Raw genomic sequence first — 23,892 nt, 5'->3', positions numbered from 1 at the left:
TCCTATCTCAAACAAATATCTCGATATCACAAGTGTCTTGTCAAGTAGGGTATGATAATTATTCTTACTTTACTAAAATTTTTAAACAAAGAACTGGACTTTCTCCTGGAGATTACCGTAAAACTTATCAAAACAAAATGTAAGCAATCTAAATCATTGAAATGATAAGTAAAATTCAAGGTCTGTAGTAATTTTTGAAATTCTACAGTTTTTCCAAAGATAGCTCCATAAACTTATTTGAAATTGCTGATAAGGTAACTTCTTAAAAAGTCAGTTTGAGAAAAACAGCCAGCAAATATTTCTAGGATAAAACGTATACTATCAAGTTTTTTATTCCTGATAGTATGCGCTTTTTATTTGAATACTTGCTACAAAACCTCACAAGATTTACTATCATGCCATACCAAAATGGACTATTTTTTGATTATAGAAAAAGATTATTTTTAAATGTTTAGAAATAATAAAATAAATTCCAATTTATTTCTAAATATTTGAAAATAATGTCTATTTGTATTATACTATCTTTGAGGTATCTATTATGAACTATATTAAAAGACCACATTATTTAGATTTTTTAAGAAGACATCGTGACCGACAAATCATCAAAGTTGTGAGTGGAGTTAGACGAGCTGGTAAATCTGTTCTCTTTCAACTCTATAAAGAGGAGTTACTAGCAACTGGGGTAGACGAGGATCAAATCATATCCATCAATTTTGAGGATCTGAGTTACTATGACCTCCGACATTTTCAAACATTATACGCTTATATAAAAGATCAATTAGTTAGCGAGAAAACATACTATATCTTTTTAGATGAAATTCAACATGTTGAGAAATTTGAACTGGTAGCAGATAGTCTATTCATCCTACCAAATGTTGACCTCTATTTGACTGGATCAAACGCCTACTTTATGAGCAGCCAATTAGCAACAAACTTGACTGGTCGGTATGTTGAGATAGAGGTTCTTCCTTTGTCATTTGAAGAATATCTATCAGGTCAATCTCTCACAGAAAATCTGAATACAACAGAAATTTTTAACAATTATCTCTTTAGTGCTTTCCCTTACTTATTGCAAACATCATCTTACGCTGAAAAAATTGATTATCTAAGAGGAATATATAACTCAATACTGTTAAATGATATTGTAACTAGATTAGGAAATCCAAATCCTACTATTATTGAACGCATTGTCCGAACCCTTCTCAGTAGTACAGGTAGCTTAATATCAACAAATAAGATTCGCAATACCCTGGTCAGCCAAAACGTTTCAATCTCCCATAATACTTTGGAAAATTATTTGACGACTTTGACAGATAGTTTGCTTTTTTATTCCGTTCCACGTTTTGATGTAAAAGGTAGAGCATTATTGCAACGCTTAGAAAAATATTATCCCGTTGATTTAGGTTTACGACATCTCTTATTACCAGACCACAAAGAAGACATTGGGCATATCTTGGAAAATATGGTATATTTAGAATTGAGACGTAGATATTCACAAGTATATGTTGGTAATTTAGATAAATATGAGGTTGATTTTGTTGTTGTAACTGATCTTGGTCACTACACTTATTATCAAGTCAGTGAAACAACACTTGCTCCAGAAACACTAGAAAGAGAACTTAGACCACTAGAAGCCATTAAAGATCAATTCCCCAAATATCTATTAACAATGGATACGATTCAGCCAACAGCCAATTACAATGGTATTGAGAAGAAAAATATCATAGATTGGTTACTAGAAAAGTAGATAGGCACTGAACACATAAATTGAAACATAATAAAACACTCCTGTTGAGATCTAGTGAAACTATGAACAGGAGTGTTTTATTATGACCTAAAAAGATTAACTAATATTAGACTAAAAATCAATGGTGGAAACTCTTGATTTTTAGACCAAAAAAGACATCCAAGAGAAAATTCTAGAATGTCTGTAAACGTTGATATAATCGTATTGATTAACGTTTTGAGAATTTATCCATTAGATATCACGGTAACTCATTCCTCAAAAATCCCTATATATCAATATTTTTGAATTTAAACTCTCCTTATAAATGCTCTGAAATCCTCTTATTTGGATAAACATGACACCAATTAACACCATAAAATAGGCTAGTCGACCATCTTATTAAATAAGATGGTTTTATTTTGGTTTAATTTTCGAAAACGCACTCTTTAATTCATTTATATCTCTATATCTTTGATTCAAATTTGGATTTGTTCCCTTATTAATAAATTCCTCCAAATTACTATATTCAAATTTTGTAAAGTCTCTATATCTTCCAGTTAAAACAAAGTATAATAATTTAGACAGTGCAAACCCTTCAAAATAAAAATTATATTTATTAAATCCAACTCGTTGAAGTCCTGAATAGTCATTAAATGCACCTCTTATTTCTGTATCTAAAGACGTTAATACACTATCGCTTAACTTTACATTCCCCAAATCAGCGATTTTAATAATCTTTACATCCTCGTACTCTTTAATCAAAATATTATTAGGTGATATATCTCTATGAAGTATATTTTTATCAGATAGGTATTCAAACCCCCTTATAATCTGATGGCATAGGGACTTTCTTTCATCAAAAGTCAATTTTTGATTATGAGTTGTTATGTATTTGAAAAGAGTGATATCAACATACTCCATAACGTACTCATTTTTAATTTTATCGATAGAATAGACTTCAAGTATATATGGAGAACATAACTTTTTCATTGTATCAAATTCTAAATAAAATCGCTCTAAATCTTTCGATGAAATTGTTTTACTAGCACGTTTTAATGCAAAAGTTTTGTTGTAGTTCTCATCAAAATAACTATAGACATTTGCATAAGAACCACCTCCAACTGGTTTCAATGAAAATTTCTGTAATGAATTATGAGGCAAGCGAACAACATCAGATACTTCAAAAATTGGGAGTTCATAATATATCTCAACTTCCAGCATATCATCTGGAACTGCACTTCCTCCAAATGATGATAGAAAATCATTACATTTTTTTAATACTTTATCATAGTATTCAACAATGCTAACATTCTCACCAGAGTTCTTAAGATTATTCACAAATCTGTTAGATAGTGAAATAGCTTTTATCAAATCTCTACTTGGATTAGCCCAGAAATGTCTCCCTCCATTTATGCTATCATTTAATATTCTTAATCCCTCAACTAACTGATAGTGTAAACTAGAACACAACTGACTCAGCCTATCATCAAAGCTCTCTTTATAAAGATGTTCATAATCAATGGCAAACTCTTTACCAAAGTAAGCAATATAATCTCTTTCAATACTCACTATAGCATTCAATAGTTTTGCATTGTGATTCACAGAAATCAATACTATCTATCCCCCCGTTATCATTATTTATATCGTACAATATAAACATTAATTCAGATTATATCACTCAAAGCCCAAATAACTTGAAAAACCAAGCAGATAGAAAGCCATTGCAATAGACAGGTCTTCAGTATCATATTTTTGTTGAGAAGCAATATTTCTAATTTCATCAAATACTGTATCACTTGGGATAGTTGAGGAATCTAGTTCTGCCACGGCTTTATCAATTATCTCTGGTAACACCATACATATCTGATAGAAAGCATCTTCCTCCCCTGTCACAAGAGCATAAAATTTATCTAAGCTGACACGTCTAATGTATTTGTGTCCCATTTTTTGACCATCCACTTTTGGTTCCCATTTAATATTTTGAGAATTTTTGGCAATTGCTTCTACCAAAAAACAAGCGCAATCATCATCTTGTAATAACTGATTTTGCATCTTGATAAAAGTTTTACCAGAAGAAGCCGAGTTCATTGTATTATGTTTGTTTTTCATTTCTACATAAATACGGCTAACTCGAGACCCATCTGACATTGTTATTCCATTTGGATTTTCAAAAATGATATCCCAACCACCTTCTTCTCCATTATTAGGAACTCTACAGTGTTCAATGTATTTGAAAATAGTTTGATGGAAATAACCAATATCATTATTATTTGATTTATCACGTTGTCTAAAAATCTCATTACTTATAATCTGTTCCCACGAACTTCTATAGACTGATTTATCAAAAATCAATTTTATAGGGTCAACAATATTTTTATTAAATCGTTTTAAATCAACAGACTGTAATTTTTCTCCATACTTATCTATAGTCAATTGAACATGATTATAAAAATCTTCCTCACTAATAAACGATACGTTCCACATTTATAACATCTCCAAACTTTCTTTTATCTTTAATCCAATTTCATAAGCTAGATTTACAGGAACAGCATTTCCGATTTGCTTATATTGATTCCCTATACTTCCTTGAAATTTCCAATTATCAGGAAAACTTTGTATGCGTGCGTTCTCTCGAATTGTAAACGGACGTGCTTCTAAAGGATGGCAGCGTTCTGTCTGCTTTTGAGTAGGAGATGTGAGAACAGTCAAAGACGGTTCATCTAAGCTTAATCTCCTTAAAATACCCGTGCGACCACCTCCCATATTCCAAGTTGATTTCATATACTCTTTTGCTATATTCTCTGGAATATCTCTCCAATACCCACCTGGAGGCACTAACTCAAATATTTTTCTCTTATACTCCGAATAATGCATACCTTGACTTGGAGGACAATCCATTAATATATCTCGTAACACAGGCTTGTACTCATGTTTCGACGGGTATTCAAAAGAAATACTATTGCTCAAGTCATTACGAATTCCAACCATAATCATTCGTTCTCGCTTTTGAGCAACACCATAATCCCAAGCATTCAAAACTTTTGACTGTACATCATAACCTTCCGATTCAAAAACATTCAAAATAGTTTCATATGTTTTCCCCTTATCATGACTAGTCAAACCTTTTACATTCTCAAAAAGAAACATTTTAGGTTGTAATTTCTCTAGAAAAACCGCGTAGTGATAAAACAATGTTCCTCTTGTGTCTTCTAACCCCAATCGTTTTCCCGCATAAGAAAAAGCTTGACATGGAGCACCACCACTTAGCAAGTCTAATTCACCTTTTTTGATTGAAAAATACTCTTCCAAATCTAATTTTGAAATATTCGCCACATCATCATGAATTACATTCCAATGTGGTCGGTTATATTTCAGTGTTTCAGCAGCTGAACTATCAAACTCTACTAAACCAATTGTGTCAAAACCTGCTTGTTCAATACCTAGTGCCAAGCCTCCAGCACCTGCAAATAATTCAATCGATTTCAAATTTTCTCCTTAATTATTTTATAATTTCTTGCCTCAATAATAACAATTAGCTTTAACATAAACTAATACCTGTTTCATTATACCATTATTTCATCTTAGTTATATTAGGGTGCACATCAAAATATCCTTCTCCATCTTCGATAACACTATTATGTAGATTCCCTTACATTATAATATAGATGAGCAGAGAACTTTAATTTGAAAATCCTCCTATTAATTTTTTCTGTAAGTCCTCTAAGTCTTTCACATAATTCATTGAATTGTTATATAATTTCATTTCAAACAATAGCTTATCATCAAGAGAACGATTATCAAACAGAGCCATTACCAAGTCAATCCTAGAAAACCAATCTGAAATCATAATGTTTTTCACTCTTAATCCCAGAGAATCCTCTTTGGGGCTATATTGTAATAATAGTTGCTTAAGCTCATTATTTACAAAATCTTCTAACTTTTTATTGATTTTCTTCAATGATGTTCCATGTTCCTTTATAAAATTTATAAAAATCTTTTTAAAATCCTTGTGGCATTTTTTAAATAAAAATTCAATAGCATCGTCTAAACATAATGAAAATTGTTCAATAACTTCATCCTCGGATACTCCATAAAAATATAAAGGTACATACATATCTGTTTTTGAAATTTTCTTCATTTTATACTTTGAGGGAAATAGAATCATGTCAAATAAAGGAGATTCTTTCGCATATGGAATATAATCTGTTAGAACATGATTAAGTAGCTCTCTCATCTCATTTTTATCCCAAAAGCACTCTTTAAGTAGGCATAGGAATATAAAGTGAATATTTTCATCTTTTTCAATATCTTCCCATAAAAGTTGATATTCATTATCAAATCCCAAACGATTCGTAAGATAACTCAAGCAAGAATCAGGGATTAGATATGGATTTTTATTTTTGTAAATTTTTTTACCAAATACATGTTTTATCATAGCTATATCATAAGAAACCTCTATACCACTTGAATCTATGTAACTTGATAAGTTCTCAAAAGTAAGTGTTTGAGAACTATTCTTCTTAGATAAAATATCTCTTCGTGTTTTTAAACGATGTATTATTAAGTCATAAAAAAAATTCACTGTATCTTTAAACATGCCACATCCCTCTGGTGGTTATTTTCTTTTTAAAATTTTAACATTTTTCTCTATTTTTTACAACCTTTTTTGGGTGTAAACTATAAATATCAAAGCACAGCAAGGCTTTGATAGCAAACATCAAAAGAGTTGCAAATCTTTTGATTCACTAGTTAGGAAGTTGCTGATTCCTAATAGATACTGAGAAAGGAAACCTCATATGAAAACTCATACCCGTAAAAATGGCTATTCAGTAAATACTGCAAATGAGTATATTAACCCTAATCAAGCAATTCATTGCTTAAGTGTAGAACTTGAATCACAAATTAAATTTAAAGACGGTCAACCAACAGGGGAAATCATCGCTTATAAAGCTTGGTTCTCCCAAAAAGGACTTCCACCCTTCACCGTCAAATTTGAATCCGAAGTAAAGTTACCATCTTATATGACATTAGTACAATTTGAGAATCTTCAAGCCTGTGAGGTCGGCTTCAATGTCTATTTTAAAGCTGATAATCTCAAGGAGGTCAAATAATGACCAAGAAGGAATTGTCACAATATCTTCTTCAAAGTCTCAATATGGGACTGGGAGCACTTATGCAGGGAGAAACAAGCTATACCAATAGCTTTGACTGCAAAATTATGGAAGAAGGATTTCTCTTTCTTCCCCGCTTACCAGCGGGATATATCATCGATAATGAACTCTATCAAAAAATATTCCTTATCGCTAATGCCACACTTTTCCCTCGCTACACTCTACTGAAACAAAACTCTGCTTACTTCGTGGCACTTGATACAGAAGATATTCATGTTCAGCGTGGACTATTTTTTCCGTGGAAAGAGGGCGTCTCTGAACGCTTAGTCATTTCTGACTTGGAAGATTTCTCAAACTCTCAAAAGGAAAATGTCATTCCAATCATGAAAAATCTGTCTCTAGATTATAACAAGGTCAATCATATCGCCATTGCAGGAAATTCAGGCTCAGGTAAGTCCTATACTCTGACCTACTTTCTGAGCCTCTTAAAAGGGATTTCTGAACTGATTATCGTTGACCCTAAGTATGATACCCCAAGCAGATGGGCAAGAGAAAATGGTATTGCGGTGATTCACCCGCAAAAGAATCGCTCCAAATCTGATTTTGTATCAGAAATCAATGAAAAACTAAGTTCGTGCTTAGACCTTATCCAACAACGTCAAGAAATTCTCTATGAAAATCCTGACCATGAATTCGACCATCTAACCATTGTTATTGATGAAGTTCTAGCACTTTCCGAAGGTGTAAACAGAGTTATCAAAGACTCCTTTTTCTCACTGCTTTCTCAAATCGCACTACTGGGGAGATCCACTAAAACCCACTTACTGTTGGTATCTCAGCGTTTTGACCATAATACGATTCCGATTTCAGCACGCGAGCAAATTAATATATTGATTCAAATTGGAAACATTAATAAAAAGGCTACACAGTTTTTGTTCCCCGACCTTGACCCTGAAGGCATTGTCATTCCGATTGGAAAAGGAACAGGCTTGATTCAAATCATTGATAATGAACACCCTTATCAAGTATTGCCTCTACTTTGTCCAACCTACTACACTAAGAAAGGTATTCTGTAATATGAAAAGAAGTTTCTTCCAAAAAACGTTTAACCTGAATCTGAATTTGCTTTTCTTTGCTCTCATGACTTTCTCGCTAAGTTATGGATTCCGTGTACTATGCAATCAAATCAAGGGAAGCTCCTTATTGAACTCTCAATCAGTCTTTGCAGATATTCAAACTAAGTTGCGAGTAGTAGAACAATATACTCAGTCAATAGCATATTTGCTTATCTTAATTGTTATTGCCCTTATCCTGATTGAACTCACTCAGCGAATCATGAAAGATTCTATTTGGAACTATTTCAAATCTTTTTACCAAACCCTAAGATTGAGACAATTTCTTAGACAGGAAGAACATTCTGAGCCTGTTATGACAATAGAAAATCAGACAGTCACTCGCTTTAATCCCATTCTAAGAAGTTTCAATCAGGCGGTTTCTAAATGTACGGTGGATGTCCGAAAGGATTCTGTTTCTGTCTTTCTAAAAGTCCCTAAAACTCAACAGGCACAAAAACTCTTACGAGAAATGGAAGAACATATCAAGGAGGAGATTTCTAGCCGAAATCCAAAGTATTATTTCTCTGCATCAAATCGGGAGAAAAGTAAACTTTGGTTTACAGGTGCTAAACGGTAAGGGAAAAGGGGGGTGCTTGGCTCACGAAGTGAAAGCCAAAAGCACCGCTCTTTCTTATCACTATTTTAATTTATGTGTAATGGGATTACTACGACCCCCAATTATCCAATAATCAGTAATCAAAATTAGAAAGGCATGTAAATATATGGCAAAAGAACAACGCTCAAGCAAGTGGACATTCCTGTTCTACAAAGAGAGTTGCCCTACTGACTATCTTGAGGTATTAGAAGAATTGCACATCCCCTTCATTCTGAGCCCTTGGCACGACAAAGACATCAATCGACAAACAGGAGAACTGAAAAAAGCTCACAAACACGGAGCATTCTTCTTTGATTCACTCAAGAGTTACAAGCAAGTATCTGAGTTAATCAAGGATAAATTGAATGGTCCTGCCCATGTGGAGGTTGTCCAATCTCCTAAGGGTCTCTTCGATTATTTCACTCATGCTGAAAATAAAGACAAAACCCAGTATGATGTGAATGACATTGAGGTGGGGTGTGGCTTCAACCTTGATAAATTTCTTGTAGAAATGAACTCAGATGAGTTCATGCACGAAGTCGTGGATATCATTGAGCAGAATGACTTCACTGAGTTTGAAGAATTGGTTTGGTATGCTCGTGCTAATCACACACCACTTCTTGGACTCATCATTGAACGTACCTACTTCTTTGCAAAGTATCTTGATTCACGGCGTTGCAATCCACAGCGAAATCAAACAAAGAAAGGAAGTCAAACTGATGATTCAAAACACTCGACCACTTCTACTAACTAGGCAACAAGCTTCTGAACTACTTGGAATCGACCCTAAATCATTCGACAAATACATCAGAAATCACCCAGACTTTCAATGTTTTATGGTTGGGAAGCAGGAGCGATATCTAAAATCTAAGCTTGTAAAATTTATCGAAAATCACTGTGATTAACGGATAACGATTGATAAAATAAGATTTTTCATATATCCTATATGTGACTAGTCTATTTTATCAATCATTTTTCATATAGAAAGGCTGATAAAATGGCAACAATTACTAAACGTGGAAATTCTTTCCGTGCAACTGTATCACTCTACAAGAAAGGACAATATAAAAGAGAAACCAAGACTTTCTCTAACAAACAAGATGCTGAACTATGGGCTCTTGAAATGGAGTTGGAAAAAGGACGAGGGAAAGATATTGCTGAACGCTCTACCCTATTTACTGACTTTTATCGTAACTGGGTTAACTCTGTAAAACATAATGAGGTTCGTGAAGCTACTTTCGTCAATTATAAGCGAACTCTTGTAATCGTGGATGAACTATTTGAGGGAATGCGACTAAAACACTTAGATGATTTAGTCATGCAAAAGAAGCTTGATAAATACGCTGAAACTCACTCCAAAAAGACAACCAAAGAACTTGTCTTAAAAATCAGAGGTTCACTCAAATATGCCTATGCTAAAGGATTGATTACAAATGACTTTGGCTCACTCTTAAAAGCGAGAGGACAAGAACAACCTAAGCGAAATGTTCCCTTATCTGTAACAGAGTTTAAGACACTCCGAACATATTGCCTTGACCACCAAGAAGATGACGAGTTCAATATCCTTGTACTTCTTGCCCTAGAAACTGGTGCAAGGCGAGGAGAATTACTTGGATTGAAGAAAGAAGATATTTTTAAGTATGGTATCAATATACGCAGGTCAATCAGTCCTATTAGTGATGATACTCAACTAAAAACGAAACACTCAAAACGGGATATTTCTATCAACCAAGATGTTTACTTCGCTCTAATGTCTCTAGCAGATAAAAAAGAGAATTATATCTTCGGCTGGAACGGATTCAGACAAGCAAGCCAACTCCAACAACTTTTGAAGAAACTAGACCTGAGCAAAACAACTTTTCATGGTTTGCGTGACACTCACGCTTCTTTCCTTTTTTCAAAAGATATTAGTTTAGATTATATTTCTCGTAGACTCGGACACAATAGTATTCTGACAACTCAGAACTATTATCTTGAGCTGATGCCAGAAAAAAAGCATCAGCAAGATGCCGATGCTTTAAGTCTCTTAAACGATTTATCATTATAATTAACACCAACTGACACCAAAAAATAGCTGTAATCGTTGGTATAATAAGGTTTTGATTAACGTTTTGAGAATTGTGATGCTTTACGAGCTTTCTTAAGACCTGGTTTCTTACGTTCAACTTTACGTGAGTCACGTGTAAGAAGTCCTGCGCGTTTCAATGAATCGCGGAAGTCTGGGTCTACTTGAAGAAGGGCACGAGCGATACCGTGACGGATAGCTCCTGATTGACCTGCATATCCACCACCTACAACGTTAACGAAAACGTCGTATGAACCTACAGTTGAAGTAACTGCGAATGGTTGGTTGATTACAAGACGAAGGTCAGCGTGTGGGATGTACTCTTCAACATCTTTTTTGTTAACAGTGATTTTACCAGTTCCTGGAACAAGGCGAACGCGTGCAACAGCGTTTTTACGACGTCCAGTACCTGCATATTGTGCTTGTGACATACTTTATTGTTCCTTTCCTTAGATAAGTCCTGAAATGTCAAGAACTTCTGGTTGTTGTGCAGCGTGAGTGTGCTCAGCTCCAACAAATACTTTCAACTTCATACCTTGAGCGCGTCCAAGAGTATTGTGTGGAAGCATACCTTTAACTGATTTCTCGATCAAACGTACTGCATTTTTAGAACGAAGTTCACCTGCAGAGATTTGTTTCAATCCACCTGGGTGGTTTGAGTGAGTGTAGTAGATTTTATCAGTTGCTTTTTTACCAGTCAATTTAACTTTTTCAGCATTGATAACAATCACAAAGTCACCTGTATCAGTGTGTGGTGTAAATGTTGGTTTGTTTTTTCCGCGAAGTACGCTAGCAACTACTGCAGAAAGACGTCCAAGTGGTACATCAGTTGCGTCAACTACGTACCATTTACGTTCAACTTGGCCTGGTTTAGCCATAAATGTTGTTTTGTTCATGATTTCTCCTATATATAGTTCGATTTTTGTTTACGGTGATGGGTGTTCCTTCCCATCGAAAAGTATTTGGAAGGTTCCGGGGCCTTTCAAATGGGGTAAACAATACCGCCTACTATAATACCAAATTTCACCCCTAAAAGTCAATAGATATGAAAAATATTTTTCTGAATTCCACTCTTTTTGTCTCTCAAAAACCTCGCTTTCGCGAGGCTCTTCTATTTATAAGATAAGGCACGTTTAAAGGTTTTCCAAGGACCTAAATCATCTGTCTGCAGAACGAGACTAGCATACATACGCCCAATAAAGACTGTTGCAATTACTGCAAAAGCAATCGTAATAGCAAGCGAAATCCAAGCTTCTAGGCCATTTGCATAACCATTAATAGCTCTAAATGGCATGAAGAAAGTCGAAATAAAGGGAATATATGAACCGATTTTCAAGATCAAATTATCCCCTGCAGAACCTAAAGCAGTAACTCCCACAAAGCCTACCATAATTATAATCATCAAAGGTGACAAGGCTTTTCCTGCATCCTCAGGACGAGAAACCATAGAACCTAGGAAGGCTGCTAAAACTACGTACATAAAGAGACTGACCAAAATAAAGAGCAAGGTATTTAGAGAGAAAGCATCTCCCAAATGGTCCAGAATACCAAACTGAGCTAATAATGGCAAATCCTTAAAGAGCAGAATTGCAGCGAGACCACCCACGACATAGATGCCGATATGAGTCAAAATCACGAGTAACAAGGCAAGCATACGAGCATAGAAATAATGGCTAGCTCGAATGCTAGAGAAGACCACCTCCATGATTTTAGTCCCTTTCTCACTAGCCACTTCCTGAGCAGTGACACTAGCATAAGTAATTAAAATCATATAGAGAAAGGCTCCAACCGCTGTAGCCGCAATTGTTTGAATCATTTTTTTATTTTCCTTGGATTCATCAATTTTCTCCGTAAAGTTAACTGTTTGTTCCAAGCGTTTTTCCTGCTCTTGCGACAAATTAGCTGCCGAACGATTGAGTTGATCTTGAAGCTCATTTAACTTGCTCGTTACTCCTAGCTTAATAGCACTCTCAAGGGAAGTTTCACCGTGATAGACTGCCTTGAGGACGCTGTCCTCTTGGTCAATGGTTAGATAACCCTTGATTTTCTCATCTTTGATAGCAACTTGGGCACTGGCTTCATCCTGATAATCAAAATTGAGACCATTGGTAGATTTGAGACCTTCTGTCACAGCTGGAACCGTGCTAATCACTGCTATCTTACCACTTTGAGCCATTGATGAGCCTTGGAGATAGCCAATTCCTCCAGAGAGACCGATAAACAAGAATGGTGAAATCACCATAAAGAAGAAGCTCCACGATTTGACATGTCGAAGATAGGTTTCCTTGATTACAACCCACATATTTCTCATACTTCCACCCCTGATTCTAGTTTAAAGATTTCATCGATTGTTGGCGCTTGTTGATCAAAGGTTGCAATATATTGCCCCTGAGTCAAGATTGGGAAGAGTTCCCTTCCAGCGCTCTCATCCTCCAAGATCAATTTCCAACTGCCTTGTTTGGTCAAGCTCACCTGTTTAACATGAGGAAGTTTTTCCAATTCTTCCTTGCTTCGCTCACTTGAAACAAAGAGACGCGTTTTCCCGTATTGATTACGGACATCCTGGACCGGCCCATGCAAGACTACACGACCATCTCGAATCATGAGAATATCGTCACAAAGCTCCTCGACGTTGGTCATGACATGGTCAGAAAAGATAATGGTTGCCCCACGTTCTTTTTCTTGAAAAATGACTTGTTTGAGCAATTCTGTATTAACTGGGTCCAATCCACTGAAAGGCTCATCCAAGATAATCAAGTCTGGTTCATGAATCAGAGTAATAATGAGCTGAATCTTCTGCTGATTTCCTTTTGACAGACTCTTGATTTTATCAGTCAGCTTCCCTTTCACTTCCAACCTCTTCATCCATTGAGGGAGTTTTTCCTTGATCTCCTTGGCATCCATACCTTTTAGAGTCGCCAAGTAACGAACTTGTTCAAGGACTGTCAATTTAGGTATGAGACTGCGTTCTTCAGGCAGATAGCCAATCCGAGCGTAGGTCTCCTGACGAATATCCTGACCATCTAGACTAATTTCTCCTTGATATTCTAGGAATTTCAAAATACTGTGGAAAATCGTTGTCTTTCCAGCACCATTTTTCCCGACTAGTCCCAAAATACGACCTGGTCGTGCTTGAAAGTCAATACCAAACAAAACTTGCTTGGGTCCAAAACTTTTCTCTAGACTTCTTACTTCTAGCATCTTTCACCTCCGAAATTTCTTTCACTCATTATACTCTTTTTTGATAGCCTTTACAATAATTTTTGTCCATTTTTATCATCCTCATTTTAGTAAAAAATCTTGGAATACTTTGAGCTATGAGTACATTATACAGTAGCAAACTTCAATTTATCTTCTCTGTTCCTCAACTGTCTATTTTTAATCCTGAATTGTTATTTGAAAAGCAAAAATCCACCCCGAAGGATGGATTGATGATTTAACGCACTTCTGCATTGACTTTTTCTTCGAGAGAAGCTTGGATTTTTTCCATATAGCGTGCGACTTCTTCGTCCGTTAAGCTATCTTCTGGATTTTGGAAAGTCAAGCTATAAGCCATTGACTTCATACCAAGTCCCAATTTTTCGCCTGAGAAAACATCAAAGAGTTTGATATCTGTCAAACGTTTCACGCCGGCAGCTTGGATAGCATCTACAACTTCTTGATGAGTTACTTCTGCCTTGAGGAGAAGAGCAACGTCACGGCTGACTGCTGGGAATTTCGTGATTTCCACAAATGGAGCAGCAGGTTGAAGGGCTACTTCGATGGCTGAAAGGTTGAGCTCAGCTACATACGTTTCTGGAATATCGTAAGCCTTAGCAGTGACTGGGTGTACTTGACCAAGGAAACCAAGAACTTGGTCACCGAGTGAAATGACTGCTGTACGACCTGGGTGGAGGCTAGCGATTTCAGCTGTAGCTGTATAGGTCACTTCTAGTCCCAAACGAGCAAAGAGGGCTTCAAGGATTCCTTTAGCATAGAAGAAATCAACTGGAACCGCTGCTGTTTGGAAATCTTTTTCAGCAACCAAGCCTGTCAAGGCAAAGGCAAAACTGTTAATTTCGTTTGGTAGATCTTCTTTTGGATTACCAGTTTGCTCAAAGACTTTTCCGATTTCATAAAGGGCCAAGTTTTTGTTCTTACGAGCCACATTGTAGGCAACAGTATCAAGGATACCTGAAATCATATTTTGACGGAGGACAGAACGGTCCACTGTCATTGGCCACATAAGTTCCGTAAGGTTACTTGGTTGAGCCGTAAACTCAACTGCTTTTTCAGGAGTTGTTAGAGCGTAGGTGATGATTTCTGTCAAACCTGCTCCTTCAGCGATCGTACGAACTTGACGGCGGAGTTTTTGGGTTGCAGTCAATTCACCAGCTGTACCATCATCTTTTGGAAGGCTGGTTGGCAAGCGGTCATAACCATAGATACGAGCGATTTCTTCAAAGAGGTCTGCTTCGATGGTGATATCCCAACGACGACGTGGTACGCTGACTGTAAAGCTGTCTGCATTTCCAGAAAGACCAAAGCCAAGACGACGGAAGACGTCTTCTACATCAGCATAAGAAAGATCAGTTCCGAGGACACGGTTAACATCGGCAAGAGTTGAAGAAACTTCCACATCAGAGGTATCAAGCTCACCTGCTGAAACGATACCTTTACGTACCGTCGCACCTGCAAGCTCTGCAATCATGCTAGCTGCCGCATCAAGGGCTTGATTGACTGTTGCCACATTGATCCCTTTTTCAAAGCGAGAAGATGACTCAGAACGAAGGTTGAGGCGACCACTAGTCTTACGGATTGATTTTCCGTTGAAGACTGCAGCTTCAAGGACGACACGACTAGATTTCTCAGAGATTTCTGTTGCTTGACCGCCCATGACACCTGCAAGGGCTACTGGCTTGTCTGCGACAGTGATGACTAGGTCATTTGTTTCCAAGTCACGTTCTTCACCATCCAAGGTCACTAATTTTTCACCAGCACGAGCTTCACGCACACGGATGTCAGTCCCTTCAAAGGTATCCAAGTCAAAAGCATGCATTGGTTGACCAAAGTAGAGCAGGATGTAGTTTGTCACGTCCACCACGTTGTTAATAGGACGGATACCTTCATTCATAAGAAGGTTTTGCAACCATTGTGGACTTGGTGCGATAGTCACATTGTCCAAGATACGAGCTGCATAGTAAGGCGCCTTGTCTGTCTCAATGCCCACAGAAAGAGCATCTGCTGCAGTTTGGTCAGTTTCTGAAAGAGTAAATTCTTTAAAGTTGACCGCCTTGTCATAGATGGCAGCCACTTCGTGAGCTACTCCACGCATAGAAAGGGCATCTGCACGGTTTGGTGTGATTGAAAGTTCGATGATTTCATCATCCAAGTCTAGGTATGAGAAGACTTCACCCCCAGGAACGGCTTTTTCTGGCAAGATTTGGATTCCATCTGCGAATTCCTTAGGCACAACTGAGTCAGAAATTCCCAATTCACCAAGGGAACAAATCATCCCAAGTGACTCAAGACCGCGGATTTTCCCTTTTTTGATCTTGTAATTGTCAGCGATGCGAGCTCCTGGAAGAGCCACCATGACTTTGATACCAGCACGCACATTCGGTGCACCACAAACAATTTGACGGGCTTCTTCTTCGCCAACGTTAACCTGACAAACATGAAGGTGAGTTTCTGGCACATCTTCGCAAGACAAGACCTCACCGACGACAATTTTTGAGAGACCGGTAGCCGGTGATTCCACACCTTCTACCTCGATCCCTGTGGTTGACATTTTTTCAGCCAACTCTTGTGATGGCACATCAATGTCCACCAATTCTTTTAACCATTTATAAGATACAAGCATAATTCTGATTGTAAGGTCCCACCAAGTAAGACCTTTTCAATTCCTTTCTTTTTCTTCGAGTCAGTCCTCACCATTTCTCGTCAAGAGTAGCTGACTAGGACTGTGTTTCAGGTTTCAATCTTATTTAAACTGTTCTGAGAAGCGGACATCTCCTTGGTAGAATCCACGGATATCGTTGATTCCGTAACGGAGCATAGCTACACGCTCTTGTCCAAGACCAAAGGCAAATCCAGAGTAGACCGTTGCATCAATTCCACTCATTTCGAGAACACGTGGGTGAACCATACCAGCACCCATGATTTCAATCCAACCAGTTTTCTTACATACGTTACATCCTTCACCACCACATTTGAAGCACGAAACATCCACCTCAACAGATGGTTCTGTGAATGGGAAGTAAGAGGGGCGCAAACGAATTTGACGCTCTTCGCCAAACATTTTTTGCACAATCAACTGAAGGGTTCCTTGAAGGTCTGCCATAGAAATGTTCTTCCCAACAACCAAACCTTCGATTTGGTGGAATTGGTGACTGTGGGTCGCATCGTCTGTGTCACGACGGAAGACACGCCCTGGTGAGATCATTTTCAAAGGGCCTTTAGAGAAATCATGAGCATCCATAGCACGCGCCTGCACAGGAGATGTATGAGTACGGAGCAAGATTTCTTCAGTGATATAGAATGTGTCCTGCATATCGCGGGCTGGATGATCTTTCGGAAGGTTCATACGTTCAAAGTTATAGTAGTCTTGCTCCACTTCAAAACCATCCACGACTTGGTAACCCATACCAATGAAAATATCTTCGATTTCTTCACTGGTTTGTGTCAAAACGTGGCGGTGACCCGTCGCAACAGGGCGACCTGGAAGTGTCACATCGATACTCTCGCTAGCCAGTTGAGCTGCGACTTTCTTTTCTTCCAATAGTTTAGCTGTTTCTTCAAAGGCTGCTGTCAAGACATCACGAGCTTCATTGACGTGTTTCCCGATAATCGGACGCATCTCAGCAGAGACATCTTTCATCCCTTTGAGGATTTCAGTAAGTGAACCCTTTTTCCCAAGGACAGAAACACGCAAATCTTGCATCTCTTTTTTATTTTCAGCAGTAATCTGCTTCAAGCTAGCCAGCGTTTCTTCACGAAGCGCTTTTAATTGTTCTTCAATAGTTGACATAATTCCTCCATCAGTCTCTCGTAGATAAAAAGAAAACCACATGCCAAAAACTCCACTCGGAGCGTTGACACGCGGTACCATCCGTTTTTATCTGACAAGTCAGACCTTCATTTCTAAATCCATGCACAAGTGAATTCACCCAGCTTTCATATAGAGAGCTTGCAGTCACGGCTCTCCTCCCTGATATACTTCCCTTGAGTTACTAGTCTTGCAGATTTCTATTCAATTACTACATAGTTTATCAGATTTTGAGTTAAAAAACAAGTTAGATTAGATTAATTTCAATACAAAACTCATTCCTTTTTCTGTTGCTCCATTTTCCACAAATCCAAGCGACTTGAAACACCTCCTAGAAGCATGATTGTAGGTGTAGATTTCCTTGACTCTCAATTCTTTCCATCCTTTTACTCGAGCCAATTCAATCAAAGCACTTAGAATCTTTTTTCCAAGTCCTCGATGTTGGTAAGCGGAATTCCCAATCACAATGGGGAGATTATCCTGAGATAGTGTAACATCCCCAATTGGAAACCATTCTCCCTTCTCCTTGACTTCAATCCAAAAAAGTTCACCATGCTGATCCAAATGGGAATACATAGCTTCCAAAGTTTCTTGACTATAAGGTTTCTTCACACCATCTACGAGGTGAACTAAGTTCACATCCTGATACCAAGCAAAAGCTTCTTCACAATGATTGACCTTATAATAAGGAACAAGACGCAGTGCATTATCTATTTGTAAAATCCGTTTCATCTGCTTTCCTTTTCCACAAAATAGTTGCTGCTTGATTAAAACCATCACACCAGTTATACCATTTTGCTTCATACTCATCTTGAGCTAAGATATGATTTTTTAAATCCAGAACAGAGTAAATCATTCTTTCCTCACAAGCTTGCGCATAGAGATGATATAGTTCATCACCACCATCTCTATCCCACTCAGCAGAAATCGTATCCCGACCTGCCAATAAAGCCTGATAAGCCCTGTGATGTCCATCTGTAATCAACAAGCAATTTCCAAAGGCAAGAATACTGATTGGATCGACTTGGATTGTTTCTGCCGACTGGTAAAGCATCTGAATATCTTGCAACTTCTTTTCTGATAAGTATAGTTGAGTCGGATGAAGATCTGCTATATTGACTTTCATTTCTTTCTCCTCAAAGGAATTTGATACTCACTTCTGCTTGCCTTTAAATCGCCATTGGAATCGGAGCTTGTCATAGAAGGGAAACTCGATAAACAGGACTCCCAAGCCCACACAGAGACTGGCAAGGACATCTGATGGATAGTGAACTCCCAGATAGACCCTTGATACCAGCACACTGACTAGGTAGAGACCAAGGACGATTTGTACGATTTTTCTCCAGACTGGATTTTTCATCCGTTGACTGAGAATGATAATCAGAGAACCGACCATCAAGGTTACAGCCAGAGAATGGCCACTTGGAAAGGAAAATCCCTTCTCCTCAACCAAGTGTAAAATAGCTGGTCGTGGGCGCTGGTAAATATTTTTAAAGGTCACGATTAAAAGACCTGCCAAAGCCAGATTTCCCAGCATGAAGAAACTTTCTACCTTCCACCGCTTACGATAAAAGACAAAAGCTGTAATGACAACCCAAGTGATAATCACTGGAATATCAATCAAGCGTGTGATGGCCCTAAAAAGAATAGTCAAGTAATCTGGCAAGTCTCCTCGAACGGCAGTCTGTATCGGTTGGTCAAAACCGACCAGCGTTTCAGGGTAAAATTTGACCATGTAGCCAAGAATAACGAAAAGTAAAAGGGCAAAACTGCCCTTCATTAAAAATGTTTGTTTATCTCTCATAATGTTTTAAGGTTGGTTTCAAGAGAACATACAACAACCAGAATGAAACGGAAAAGATTACACCCTCAATCAAGTTAAAAGGTAATACCATGGTCATTAGGTAGTTGGAAAGTCCCAAAATTTTTCCAATATCAAAGTTAGCAAACTTAGCGTACAAAGGAACAGCATAAACATAATTGAGAACCAACATAGCCACGGTTAAACCAATAGTCCCAGCTAGAGAGCCTAGTAGGAAACGAAGGGTTGTCCGTTCCTTTTTCCAAATCAAAGCAAATACGATGACAAAAACTCCCAAAGCTACGATATTCATTGGCAAACCAATGTAAGTATTCACTCCCTGACTGTTAAGAAGCAGTTTCAAGAGTGAGCGAAGCAAGAGAACTCCTAGAGCAGCAGGCAAATCCATGACCACTAAGCCCACAAGGACTGGCAAGATACTAAATTCGATCTTGAGGAAGGACGCCGCTGGTAAAAGCGGAAAGTCAAAGTACATCAGCACAAATGAGATGGCTGATAAAATCGCAATGGTCGAAAGTCGACGTGTGTTTGTCATAACAGGTTCCTCCAATTTTCTATAAAATCAGAAGAAGTTAGAAAGGATTCCTCTATCTATTCTCACTTTTTATATCCCAAAAGTTCCCTCTCACTCTATTAAAGAAAACAAAAGCAAGCGGTTACAGTTTAGCTATAAATCTATCAGAACAGACAAAGCTATTCTTTCGTCTTCTCCCATCCAGACTATACTGTCGGTTGTGGAATCTCACCACATCAGCTTGCGCTCGCGGACTTATTTAACTAAGATATTTTGGATTAATCTAGGCGTCGCAGTCGAAGATAATACTTAAGTATATCAAGACAAGACAACGATGAGTAAGCCAAAATAGCTAGTTAAAGTCACCGCCGGTCGGGAATTTCACCCTGCCCTGAAGACTCTTTTATCATAACAAAAAATGCTTGCAAGCGCAAGCATTTTGTTCATTTTCATTTTCATTTTTTATTTCAATTTATCCACTTCATAGGTATGAACGAGCTCAAGACCTGCAAAGTTCTGCTGGCGAAGAGCCTCGTAGACAATCATGCAGACGGTATTAGACACATTGAGACTGCGGACATGTTCATCATTCATGGGAATACGGAGAGCCTTTTCAGGATGTTCTCGCATAAAGTCCTCAGGCAAACCCTTGTCTTCACGTCCAAATAGAAAATAATGGTCTTCGTTAGTCGATAAATCCACATCAGAATACACTTTCTCAGCAAATTTCGAGATCAGATAGAGTTTGCCCTTCATCTGAGACATGAAATCCTCTAAACTCTCGTAAAAATAAATCTCTAGCTTATCCCAATAATCCAAACCAGCTCGCTTCATCTTGCGGTCATCGATAGGAAAGCCCATAGGCTTGATGATGTGGAGGGGAGAATTGGTTGCAGCGCAAGTACGCGCGATATTGCCTGTATTTTGTGGAATTTGTGGTTCAAATAATACAATGTGATTTGTCATGACTTGCTTCCTTTTACCATTGCAAAAAAATAGCCACACTGCCCGGAGTCAAGCTCAGCAAACAGCGTGGTTAAGGCATCGTTAACTTACCTCACAACAGGTTTGAAGTAAATCAGCGAAACTACTTTCTTAGTATAACACTTTCAGAATCATTGTCAATAGAAACGACTTGATTTTTTCAATTTTTTCAAGCTATTTCCAAGGGTTGTAAAATCGTCCCTGATTCTGCAAGATAAGTAGTAAACTAGCTACTAAAAACACAGCTGCCAAGAGCAAGGTAAGATAATCTCCTTTTTTCAAGGTCTGATAACTATACCAAGTCCGCTTTTTCTCTTTTCCAAAGCGGCGAAGCTCCATGGCGGTCGCGATGGTATCAATGCGTTCTAGCGAACTGAAAATCAAGGGAGTGATAATGCGCAGATTGCCTTTGATTCGTTGCATAAGAGAAGCTTTCTTGGATAATTCCATCCCACGCGCTTCCTGAGACATCTTGATAGTAAAGAATTCTTCCTGCAAATCTGGAATATATCGCAAGGTCAGGCTGACTGAATAGGCAATCTTATAAGGCACACCAATTTGATTTAAACTAGATGCAAACTGACTAGGATGAGTTGTCATCAAAAAGATAATAGCTAGAGGAATGGTGCAGAGATACTTAATGGCCAGATTTAGCAGATAAAAGAGCTCTTGACTGGTCAGAGTGTAGGCACCGATTCCCTGCCAAATCACACTTCTCTCTCCGTAAAGTCCAACCCCATACTCAGGAGAAAAGAGATAGACCATCAAGACGTTTAAAACGGCAAATACCGTCGCAAAAACGGCTACAAAGGAAACATCTTTAAAACGGATCTCTGACAAATAGAGGAGAAATATCGAAAAGATGGCAATCAGAACAAGCAGTCTGATATCATAGCTAATCATGGCCGCCAATGACACGAGAATGAAAAAGAGGAGTTTCCCAGCTCCTGACAAGCGATGAATCACAGTATCTCTATGCTGGTAACCGATTAATTTAGCTTGCATCCTTCTCTCCTTTCTTTGTAAAATGCCGTTAAAGCAAGTGGATCCACGTCTAGTTTCTTGGCCAAGTTGAAGATTGAAGTTTCTTTTAGATTGGCTTTTACTAACAGCTCAGGATTGCTCAAAAGACTAGCTGGATCAGTATCGGCAATCAATTCCCCATCCACCATGACAAGGGCTCGGTCTGAATAATCCAGCATCAATTGCATATCATGAGTAATCATGACAATGGTATGACCTTTTTGATGCAACTCTTCGAGAAATTCCATAATCTCAGTATAGTTCTTCTGGTCTTGACCCGCAGTCGGTTCATCTAGGAGAATGATTTCAGCCCCTAAGACCAAAATCGATGCAATAGTCACACGTTTTTTCTGACCAAATGACAGGGCAGAAATAGGCCAATTACGGAATTCATAGAGACCACAGATTTTCAAGGTTTCATAGACTCTCGTTTCAATTTCCTGCTCATCCACACCTCGCAAACGAAGTCCCAGAGCCACCTCATCAAAAATCATATTGGTTGAAATCATTTGATTGGGATTTTGCAGCACATAGCCTACTCGTTCCGCCCGCTCTGCAACAGAATCTCCTTTGATATCCTGTCCTTCCCAAAGGTAGCGACCTTCCGTCTGGATAAAGCTACTTATGGCCTTGGCTAGGGTTGATTTCCCTGCTCCATTTTTCCCGACAATGGCAATCTTTTCGCCCTTTTTAATATCCAGACAAATGGATTTTAAAATAGGTCTATCATCATAAGAAAAAGACACGTCCTCTAGTCTAAAGAGTGACTGCAATTCTGAGGTTTCTTTTGCCAGTTCCGTCCGCAACTGAACCTGGCCTTTTGAGATAGACAAGTTATCCAAATTTGCTAATTGTTCTTCTTTAGCTAAATCCACACCCAATTGACGGAGAGTAGTTAGATAAAGGGGTTCGCGAATTCCATTTTGGGTCAACAAATCAGTCGAAAGTAGCTGGTCAGGGCCACCATTAAAGAGGATACGACCATCGTTTATCAGGACAATCCGATCGACAGGGCGATGCAGAACATCCTCCAAACGGTGCTCGATAATAAGAGTCGTCGTCCCCTCCTCCTTATGAATCTGATCAATCAATTCGATAATATCCTGACCTGACTTGGGATCCAGATTGGCGAGTGGCTCATCAAACAAAAGAATCGGACTCTCATCAATCAAGACACCAGCCAGACTGACTCGCTGCTTTTGTCCACCTGACAAATCTTGGGGACGCTGAGCTAGTAAAGGGAGAAGGTCCAGCTTTTCAGCCCATTTATGAACACGATTTTTCATCTCATCTAGAACTGTCACATCATTTTCCAGAGCAAAAGCCAAATCCTCTGCCACGGACAGACCGATAAACTGCCCATCTGTATCCTGCAAAACTGTGCTAACCAGATGAGATTTATCATAGATACTCATATCAAAGGCCGCTTGCCCCTTGATCAAAAATTCTCCAGATGTCTGACCCTTGTAAATATTTGGAATAATCCCATTCAAACACTGACCCAAGGTAGACTTACCTGACCCAGATGGCCCAACAATTAAGACTTTCTCTCCCTTGTAAATGGTTAAGTCCACTCCTTGCAAGGTCGGTTCTTGTTGCGTTTCATACCGGAAAGAGAAATCCTTCCACTCAATTATAGCTTCTTTCATCTTACTCTCTTCATTCGCTTCTTCTACTCAATGAAAATCAAAGAGCAAACTAGGAAGCTAGCCGTAGACTGTACTTAAGTACGGCAAGGCTAAGCTGACGCGGTTTGAATTAGATTTTCGCAGAGTATTAGACTTCTATTTTATCATAAATTAACCCCTTCTTGCAGTCTCTTCTCTTAAAATCTGGCTCTATAATATTTGTAGTGGGTAAATCCCCTATGGATCTTATGGAGCCTTTTTTGTGTAGAAAAAAAGTCCCAT

Annotated in this window: 25 protein-coding genes and 1 riboswitch; of the genes, 8 read left to right on the top strand and 17 right to left on the bottom strand. The window is 38.2% G+C overall.

Features of this window, described 5'->3' with window-relative positions:
* Both QP439_RS07590 and QP439_RS07585 read left to right on the top strand, forming a co-directional pair.
* A partial coding sequence (locus tag QP439_RS07590) for a helix-turn-helix domain-containing protein (protein WP_285389162.1) occupies positions 1–143 on the top strand: 143 nt, incomplete at its 5' end.
* 395 nt (positions 144–538) lie between these two features.
* The gene (locus QP439_RS07585; RefSeq protein WP_001106639.1) at positions 539–1,747 is read left to right on the top strand and encodes an ATP-binding protein; all 1,209 of its coding nucleotides are present in this window, start codon (positions 539–541) and stop codon (positions 1,745–1,747) included.
* Between the two features lie 393 nt (positions 1,748–2,140).
* Here QP439_RS07585 and QP439_RS07580 read toward each other — a convergent pair whose 3' ends face one another.
* From QP439_RS07580 to QP439_RS07565, 4 genes are all read right to left on the bottom strand, one after another.
* The gene (locus QP439_RS07580) at positions 2,141–3,337 is read right to left on the bottom strand and encodes a protein kinase family protein (RefSeq protein WP_350224145.1); all 1,197 of its coding nucleotides are present in this window, start codon (positions 3,335–3,337) and stop codon (positions 2,141–2,143) included.
* A gap of 63 nt (positions 3,338–3,400) precedes the next feature.
* Positions 3,401–4,210 carry an Eco47II family restriction endonuclease gene (locus QP439_RS07575; protein ID WP_285389154.1) on the bottom strand — a complete coding sequence of 270 codons (810 nt, stop codon included), beginning with the start codon at positions 4,208–4,210 and terminating at the stop codon, positions 3,401–3,403.
* Positions 4,211–5,212 (bottom strand): DNA cytosine methyltransferase, encoded by a 1,002-nt coding sequence (locus tag QP439_RS07570; protein WP_285389152.1) that lies wholly within the window; start codon positions 5,210–5,212, stop codon positions 4,211–4,213.
* Positions 5,213–5,405: 193 nt separating this feature from the next.
* The gene (locus QP439_RS07565) at positions 5,406–6,323 is read right to left on the bottom strand and encodes a hypothetical protein (protein WP_285389150.1); all 918 of its coding nucleotides are present in this window, start codon (positions 6,321–6,323) and stop codon (positions 5,406–5,408) included.
* A 199-nt stretch (positions 6,324–6,522) separates the two neighbouring features.
* On the opposite strand from QP439_RS07565, the gene QP439_RS07560 reads away from it, so the two are divergent.
* The 6 genes from QP439_RS07560 (at position 6,523) to QP439_RS07535 (ending at position 10,594) form a co-directional block, all read left to right on the top strand.
* Positions 6,523–6,837: a hypothetical protein gene (locus QP439_RS07560; RefSeq protein WP_000848149.1), complete on the top strand. Its 315-nt coding sequence runs from the start codon at positions 6,523–6,525 to the stop codon at positions 6,835–6,837.
* Positions 6,837–7,913 carry a helicase HerA domain-containing protein gene (locus tag QP439_RS07555; RefSeq protein ID WP_285389148.1) on the top strand — a complete coding sequence of 359 codons (1,077 nt, stop codon included), beginning with the start codon at positions 6,837–6,839 and terminating at the stop codon, positions 7,911–7,913. The genes QP439_RS07560 and QP439_RS07555 overlap by 1 nt, the downstream gene beginning before the upstream one ends.
* 1 nt (position 7,914) lies before the next feature.
* Positions 7,915–8,529 (top strand): hypothetical protein, encoded by a 615-nt coding sequence (locus QP439_RS07550; protein ID WP_285389146.1) that lies wholly within the window; start codon positions 7,915–7,917, stop codon positions 8,527–8,529.
* Between the two features lie 145 nt (positions 8,530–8,674).
* Positions 8,675–9,301: a replication protein gene (locus tag QP439_RS07545; protein ID WP_001040932.1), complete on the top strand. Its 627-nt coding sequence runs from the start codon at positions 8,675–8,677 to the stop codon at positions 9,299–9,301.
* Positions 9,267–9,452, top strand: a complete 186-nt coding sequence (locus tag QP439_RS07540; RefSeq protein ID WP_000615732.1) for a helix-turn-helix domain-containing protein — start codon at positions 9,267–9,269, stop codon at positions 9,450–9,452. The genes QP439_RS07545 and QP439_RS07540 overlap by 35 nt, the downstream gene beginning before the upstream one ends.
* 92 nt (positions 9,453–9,544) lie before the next feature.
* Positions 9,545–10,594: a site-specific integrase gene (locus QP439_RS07535; protein ID WP_285389144.1), complete on the top strand. Its 1,050-nt coding sequence runs from the start codon at positions 9,545–9,547 to the stop codon at positions 10,592–10,594.
* A 56-nt stretch (positions 10,595–10,650) separates the two neighbouring features.
* On the opposite strand, the gene rpsI is transcribed toward QP439_RS07535, so the two are convergent.
* The 13 genes from rpsI to QP439_RS07470 form a co-directional block, all read right to left on the bottom strand.
* Complete coding sequence (rpsI, locus tag QP439_RS07530) at positions 10,651–11,043, bottom strand: 30S ribosomal protein S9 (RefSeq protein WP_000075973.1); 393 nt, start codon at positions 11,041–11,043, stop codon at positions 10,651–10,653.
* Positions 11,044–11,061: 18 nt separating this feature from the next.
* Positions 11,062–11,508, bottom strand: coding sequence for a 50S ribosomal protein L13 (gene rplM / locus QP439_RS07525; protein WP_001044624.1), 447 nt, complete (start codon positions 11,506–11,508; stop codon positions 11,062–11,064).
* A gap of 215 nt (positions 11,509–11,723) precedes the next feature.
* Positions 11,724–12,923: an ABC transporter permease gene (locus QP439_RS07520; protein ID WP_254753670.1), complete on the bottom strand. Its 1,200-nt coding sequence runs from the start codon at positions 12,921–12,923 to the stop codon at positions 11,724–11,726.
* A complete protein-coding gene (locus QP439_RS07515; protein WP_254753669.1) occupies positions 12,920–13,813 on the bottom strand; it encodes an ABC transporter ATP-binding protein in 894 nt (297 codons plus the stop codon). Before QP439_RS07515 ends, QP439_RS07520 begins: the two co-directional genes overlap by 4 nt.
* Before the next feature lie 235 nt (positions 13,814–14,048).
* Positions 14,049–16,454: a phenylalanine--tRNA ligase subunit beta gene (gene pheT / locus QP439_RS07510; RefSeq protein ID WP_254753668.1), complete on the bottom strand. Its 2,406-nt coding sequence runs from the start codon at positions 16,452–16,454 to the stop codon at positions 14,049–14,051.
* Between the two features lie 120 nt (positions 16,455–16,574).
* Positions 16,575–17,621, bottom strand: coding sequence for a phenylalanine--tRNA ligase subunit alpha (gene pheS, locus QP439_RS07505; protein WP_031237702.1), 1,047 nt, complete (start codon positions 17,619–17,621; stop codon positions 16,575–16,577).
* A 270-nt stretch (positions 17,622–17,891) separates the two neighbouring features.
* Positions 17,892–18,341 carry a GNAT family N-acetyltransferase gene (locus QP439_RS07500; RefSeq protein ID WP_025171450.1) on the bottom strand — a complete coding sequence of 150 codons (450 nt, stop codon included), beginning with the start codon at positions 18,339–18,341 and terminating at the stop codon, positions 17,892–17,894.
* Between the two features lie 4 nt (positions 18,342–18,345).
* The gene (locus QP439_RS07495; RefSeq protein ID WP_000867300.1) at positions 18,346–18,765 is read right to left on the bottom strand and encodes a chromosome partitioning protein ParB; all 420 of its coding nucleotides are present in this window, start codon (positions 18,763–18,765) and stop codon (positions 18,346–18,348) included.
* A gap of 27 nt (positions 18,766–18,792) precedes the next feature.
* Complete coding sequence (locus QP439_RS07490; protein WP_024056908.1) at positions 18,793–19,443, bottom strand: phosphatase PAP2 family protein; 651 nt, start codon at positions 19,441–19,443, stop codon at positions 18,793–18,795.
* Positions 19,433–19,996, bottom strand: a complete 564-nt coding sequence (locus tag QP439_RS07485; RefSeq protein ID WP_000185834.1) for an ECF transporter S component — start codon at positions 19,994–19,996, stop codon at positions 19,433–19,435. Before QP439_RS07485 ends, QP439_RS07490 begins: the two co-directional genes overlap by 11 nt.
* A gap of 164 nt (positions 19,997–20,160) precedes the next feature.
* Positions 20,161–20,378, bottom strand: a riboswitch (FMN riboswitch).
* 59 nt (positions 20,379–20,437) lie between these two features.
* Positions 20,438–20,941, bottom strand: a complete 504-nt coding sequence (locus QP439_RS07480) for a tRNA (cytidine(34)-2'-O)-methyltransferase (RefSeq protein WP_000181383.1) — start codon at positions 20,939–20,941, stop codon at positions 20,438–20,440.
* A gap of 192 nt (positions 20,942–21,133) precedes the next feature.
* Positions 21,134–21,964 (bottom strand): energy-coupling factor transporter transmembrane component T family protein, encoded by an 831-nt coding sequence (locus tag QP439_RS07475; RefSeq protein ID WP_285389121.1) that lies wholly within the window; start codon positions 21,962–21,964, stop codon positions 21,134–21,136.
* Positions 21,949–23,631 carry an ABC transporter ATP-binding protein gene (locus tag QP439_RS07470; RefSeq protein WP_285389119.1) on the bottom strand — a complete coding sequence of 561 codons (1,683 nt, stop codon included), beginning with the start codon at positions 23,629–23,631 and terminating at the stop codon, positions 21,949–21,951. Before QP439_RS07470 ends, QP439_RS07475 begins: the two co-directional genes overlap by 16 nt.
* Positions 23,632–23,892: the final 261 nt, after the last annotated feature.

Source organism: Streptococcus sp. UMB1203 (genome assembly GCF_030217725.1).
Taxonomy (GTDB): Bacteria; Bacillota; Bacilli; order Lactobacillales; family Streptococcaceae; genus Streptococcus.
The sequence above is the reverse complement of the archived record's forward strand: the minus strand, read 5'-3'. Positions and strand labels throughout refer to the sequence as shown.

Bases quoted from the DNA above. Each gene is read 5' to 3' on its own strand.
- QP439_RS07585 (WP_001106639.1), top strand. From the start codon at position 539: ATGAACTATATTAAAAGACCACATTATTTAGATTTTTTAAGAAGACAT.
- QP439_RS07575 (WP_285389154.1), bottom strand. From the start codon at position 4,210: ATGTGGAACGTATCGTTTATTAGTGAGGAAGATTTTTATAATCATGTT.
- QP439_RS07565 (WP_285389150.1), bottom strand. From the start codon at position 6,323: ATGTTTAAAGATACAGTGAATTTTTTTTATGACTTAATAATACATCGT.
- QP439_RS07560 (WP_000848149.1), top strand. From the start codon at position 6,523: ATGAAAACTCATACCCGTAAAAATGGCTATTCAGTAAATACTGCAAAT.
- QP439_RS07555 (WP_285389148.1), top strand. From the start codon at position 6,837: ATGACCAAGAAGGAATTGTCACAATATCTTCTTCAAAGTCTCAATATG.
- QP439_RS07550 (WP_285389146.1), top strand. From the start codon at position 7,915: ATGAAAAGAAGTTTCTTCCAAAAAACGTTTAACCTGAATCTGAATTTG.
- QP439_RS07545 (WP_001040932.1), top strand. From the start codon at position 8,675: ATGGCAAAAGAACAACGCTCAAGCAAGTGGACATTCCTGTTCTACAAA.
- QP439_RS07540 (WP_000615732.1), top strand. From the start codon at position 9,267: ATGATTCAAAACACTCGACCACTTCTACTAACTAGGCAACAAGCTTCT.
- QP439_RS07535 (WP_285389144.1), top strand. From the start codon at position 9,545: ATGGCAACAATTACTAAACGTGGAAATTCTTTCCGTGCAACTGTATCA.
- rpsI (WP_000075973.1), bottom strand. From the start codon at position 11,043: ATGTCACAAGCACAATATGCAGGTACTGGACGTCGTAAAAACGCTGTT.
- rplM (WP_001044624.1), bottom strand. From the start codon at position 11,508: ATGAACAAAACAACATTTATGGCTAAACCAGGCCAAGTTGAACGTAAA.
- QP439_RS07520 (WP_254753670.1), bottom strand. From the start codon at position 12,923: ATGAGAAATATGTGGGTTGTAATCAAGGAAACCTATCTTCGACATGTC.
- QP439_RS07515 (WP_254753669.1), bottom strand. From the start codon at position 13,813: ATGCTAGAAGTAAGAAGTCTAGAGAAAAGTTTTGGACCCAAGCAAGTT.
- pheT (WP_254753668.1), bottom strand. From the start codon at position 16,454: ATGCTTGTATCTTATAAATGGTTAAAAGAATTGGTGGACATTGATGTG.
- pheS (WP_031237702.1), bottom strand. From the start codon at position 17,621: ATGTCAACTATTGAAGAACAATTAAAAGCGCTTCGTGAAGAAACGCTG.
- QP439_RS07495 (WP_000867300.1), bottom strand. From the start codon at position 18,765: ATGAAAGTCAATATAGCAGATCTTCATCCGACTCAACTATACTTATCA.
- QP439_RS07490 (WP_024056908.1), bottom strand. From the start codon at position 19,443: ATGAGAGATAAACAAACATTTTTAATGAAGGGCAGTTTTGCCCTTTTA.
- QP439_RS07485 (WP_000185834.1), bottom strand. From the start codon at position 19,996: ATGACAAACACACGTCGACTTTCGACCATTGCGATTTTATCAGCCATC.
- QP439_RS07480 (WP_000181383.1), bottom strand. From the start codon at position 20,941: ATGACAAATCACATTGTATTATTTGAACCACAAATTCCACAAAATACA.
- QP439_RS07475 (WP_285389121.1), bottom strand. From the start codon at position 21,964: ATGCAAGCTAAATTAATCGGTTACCAGCATAGAGATACTGTGATTCAT.
- QP439_RS07470 (WP_285389119.1), bottom strand. From the start codon at position 23,631: ATGAAAGAAGCTATAATTGAGTGGAAGGATTTCTCTTTCCGGTATGAA.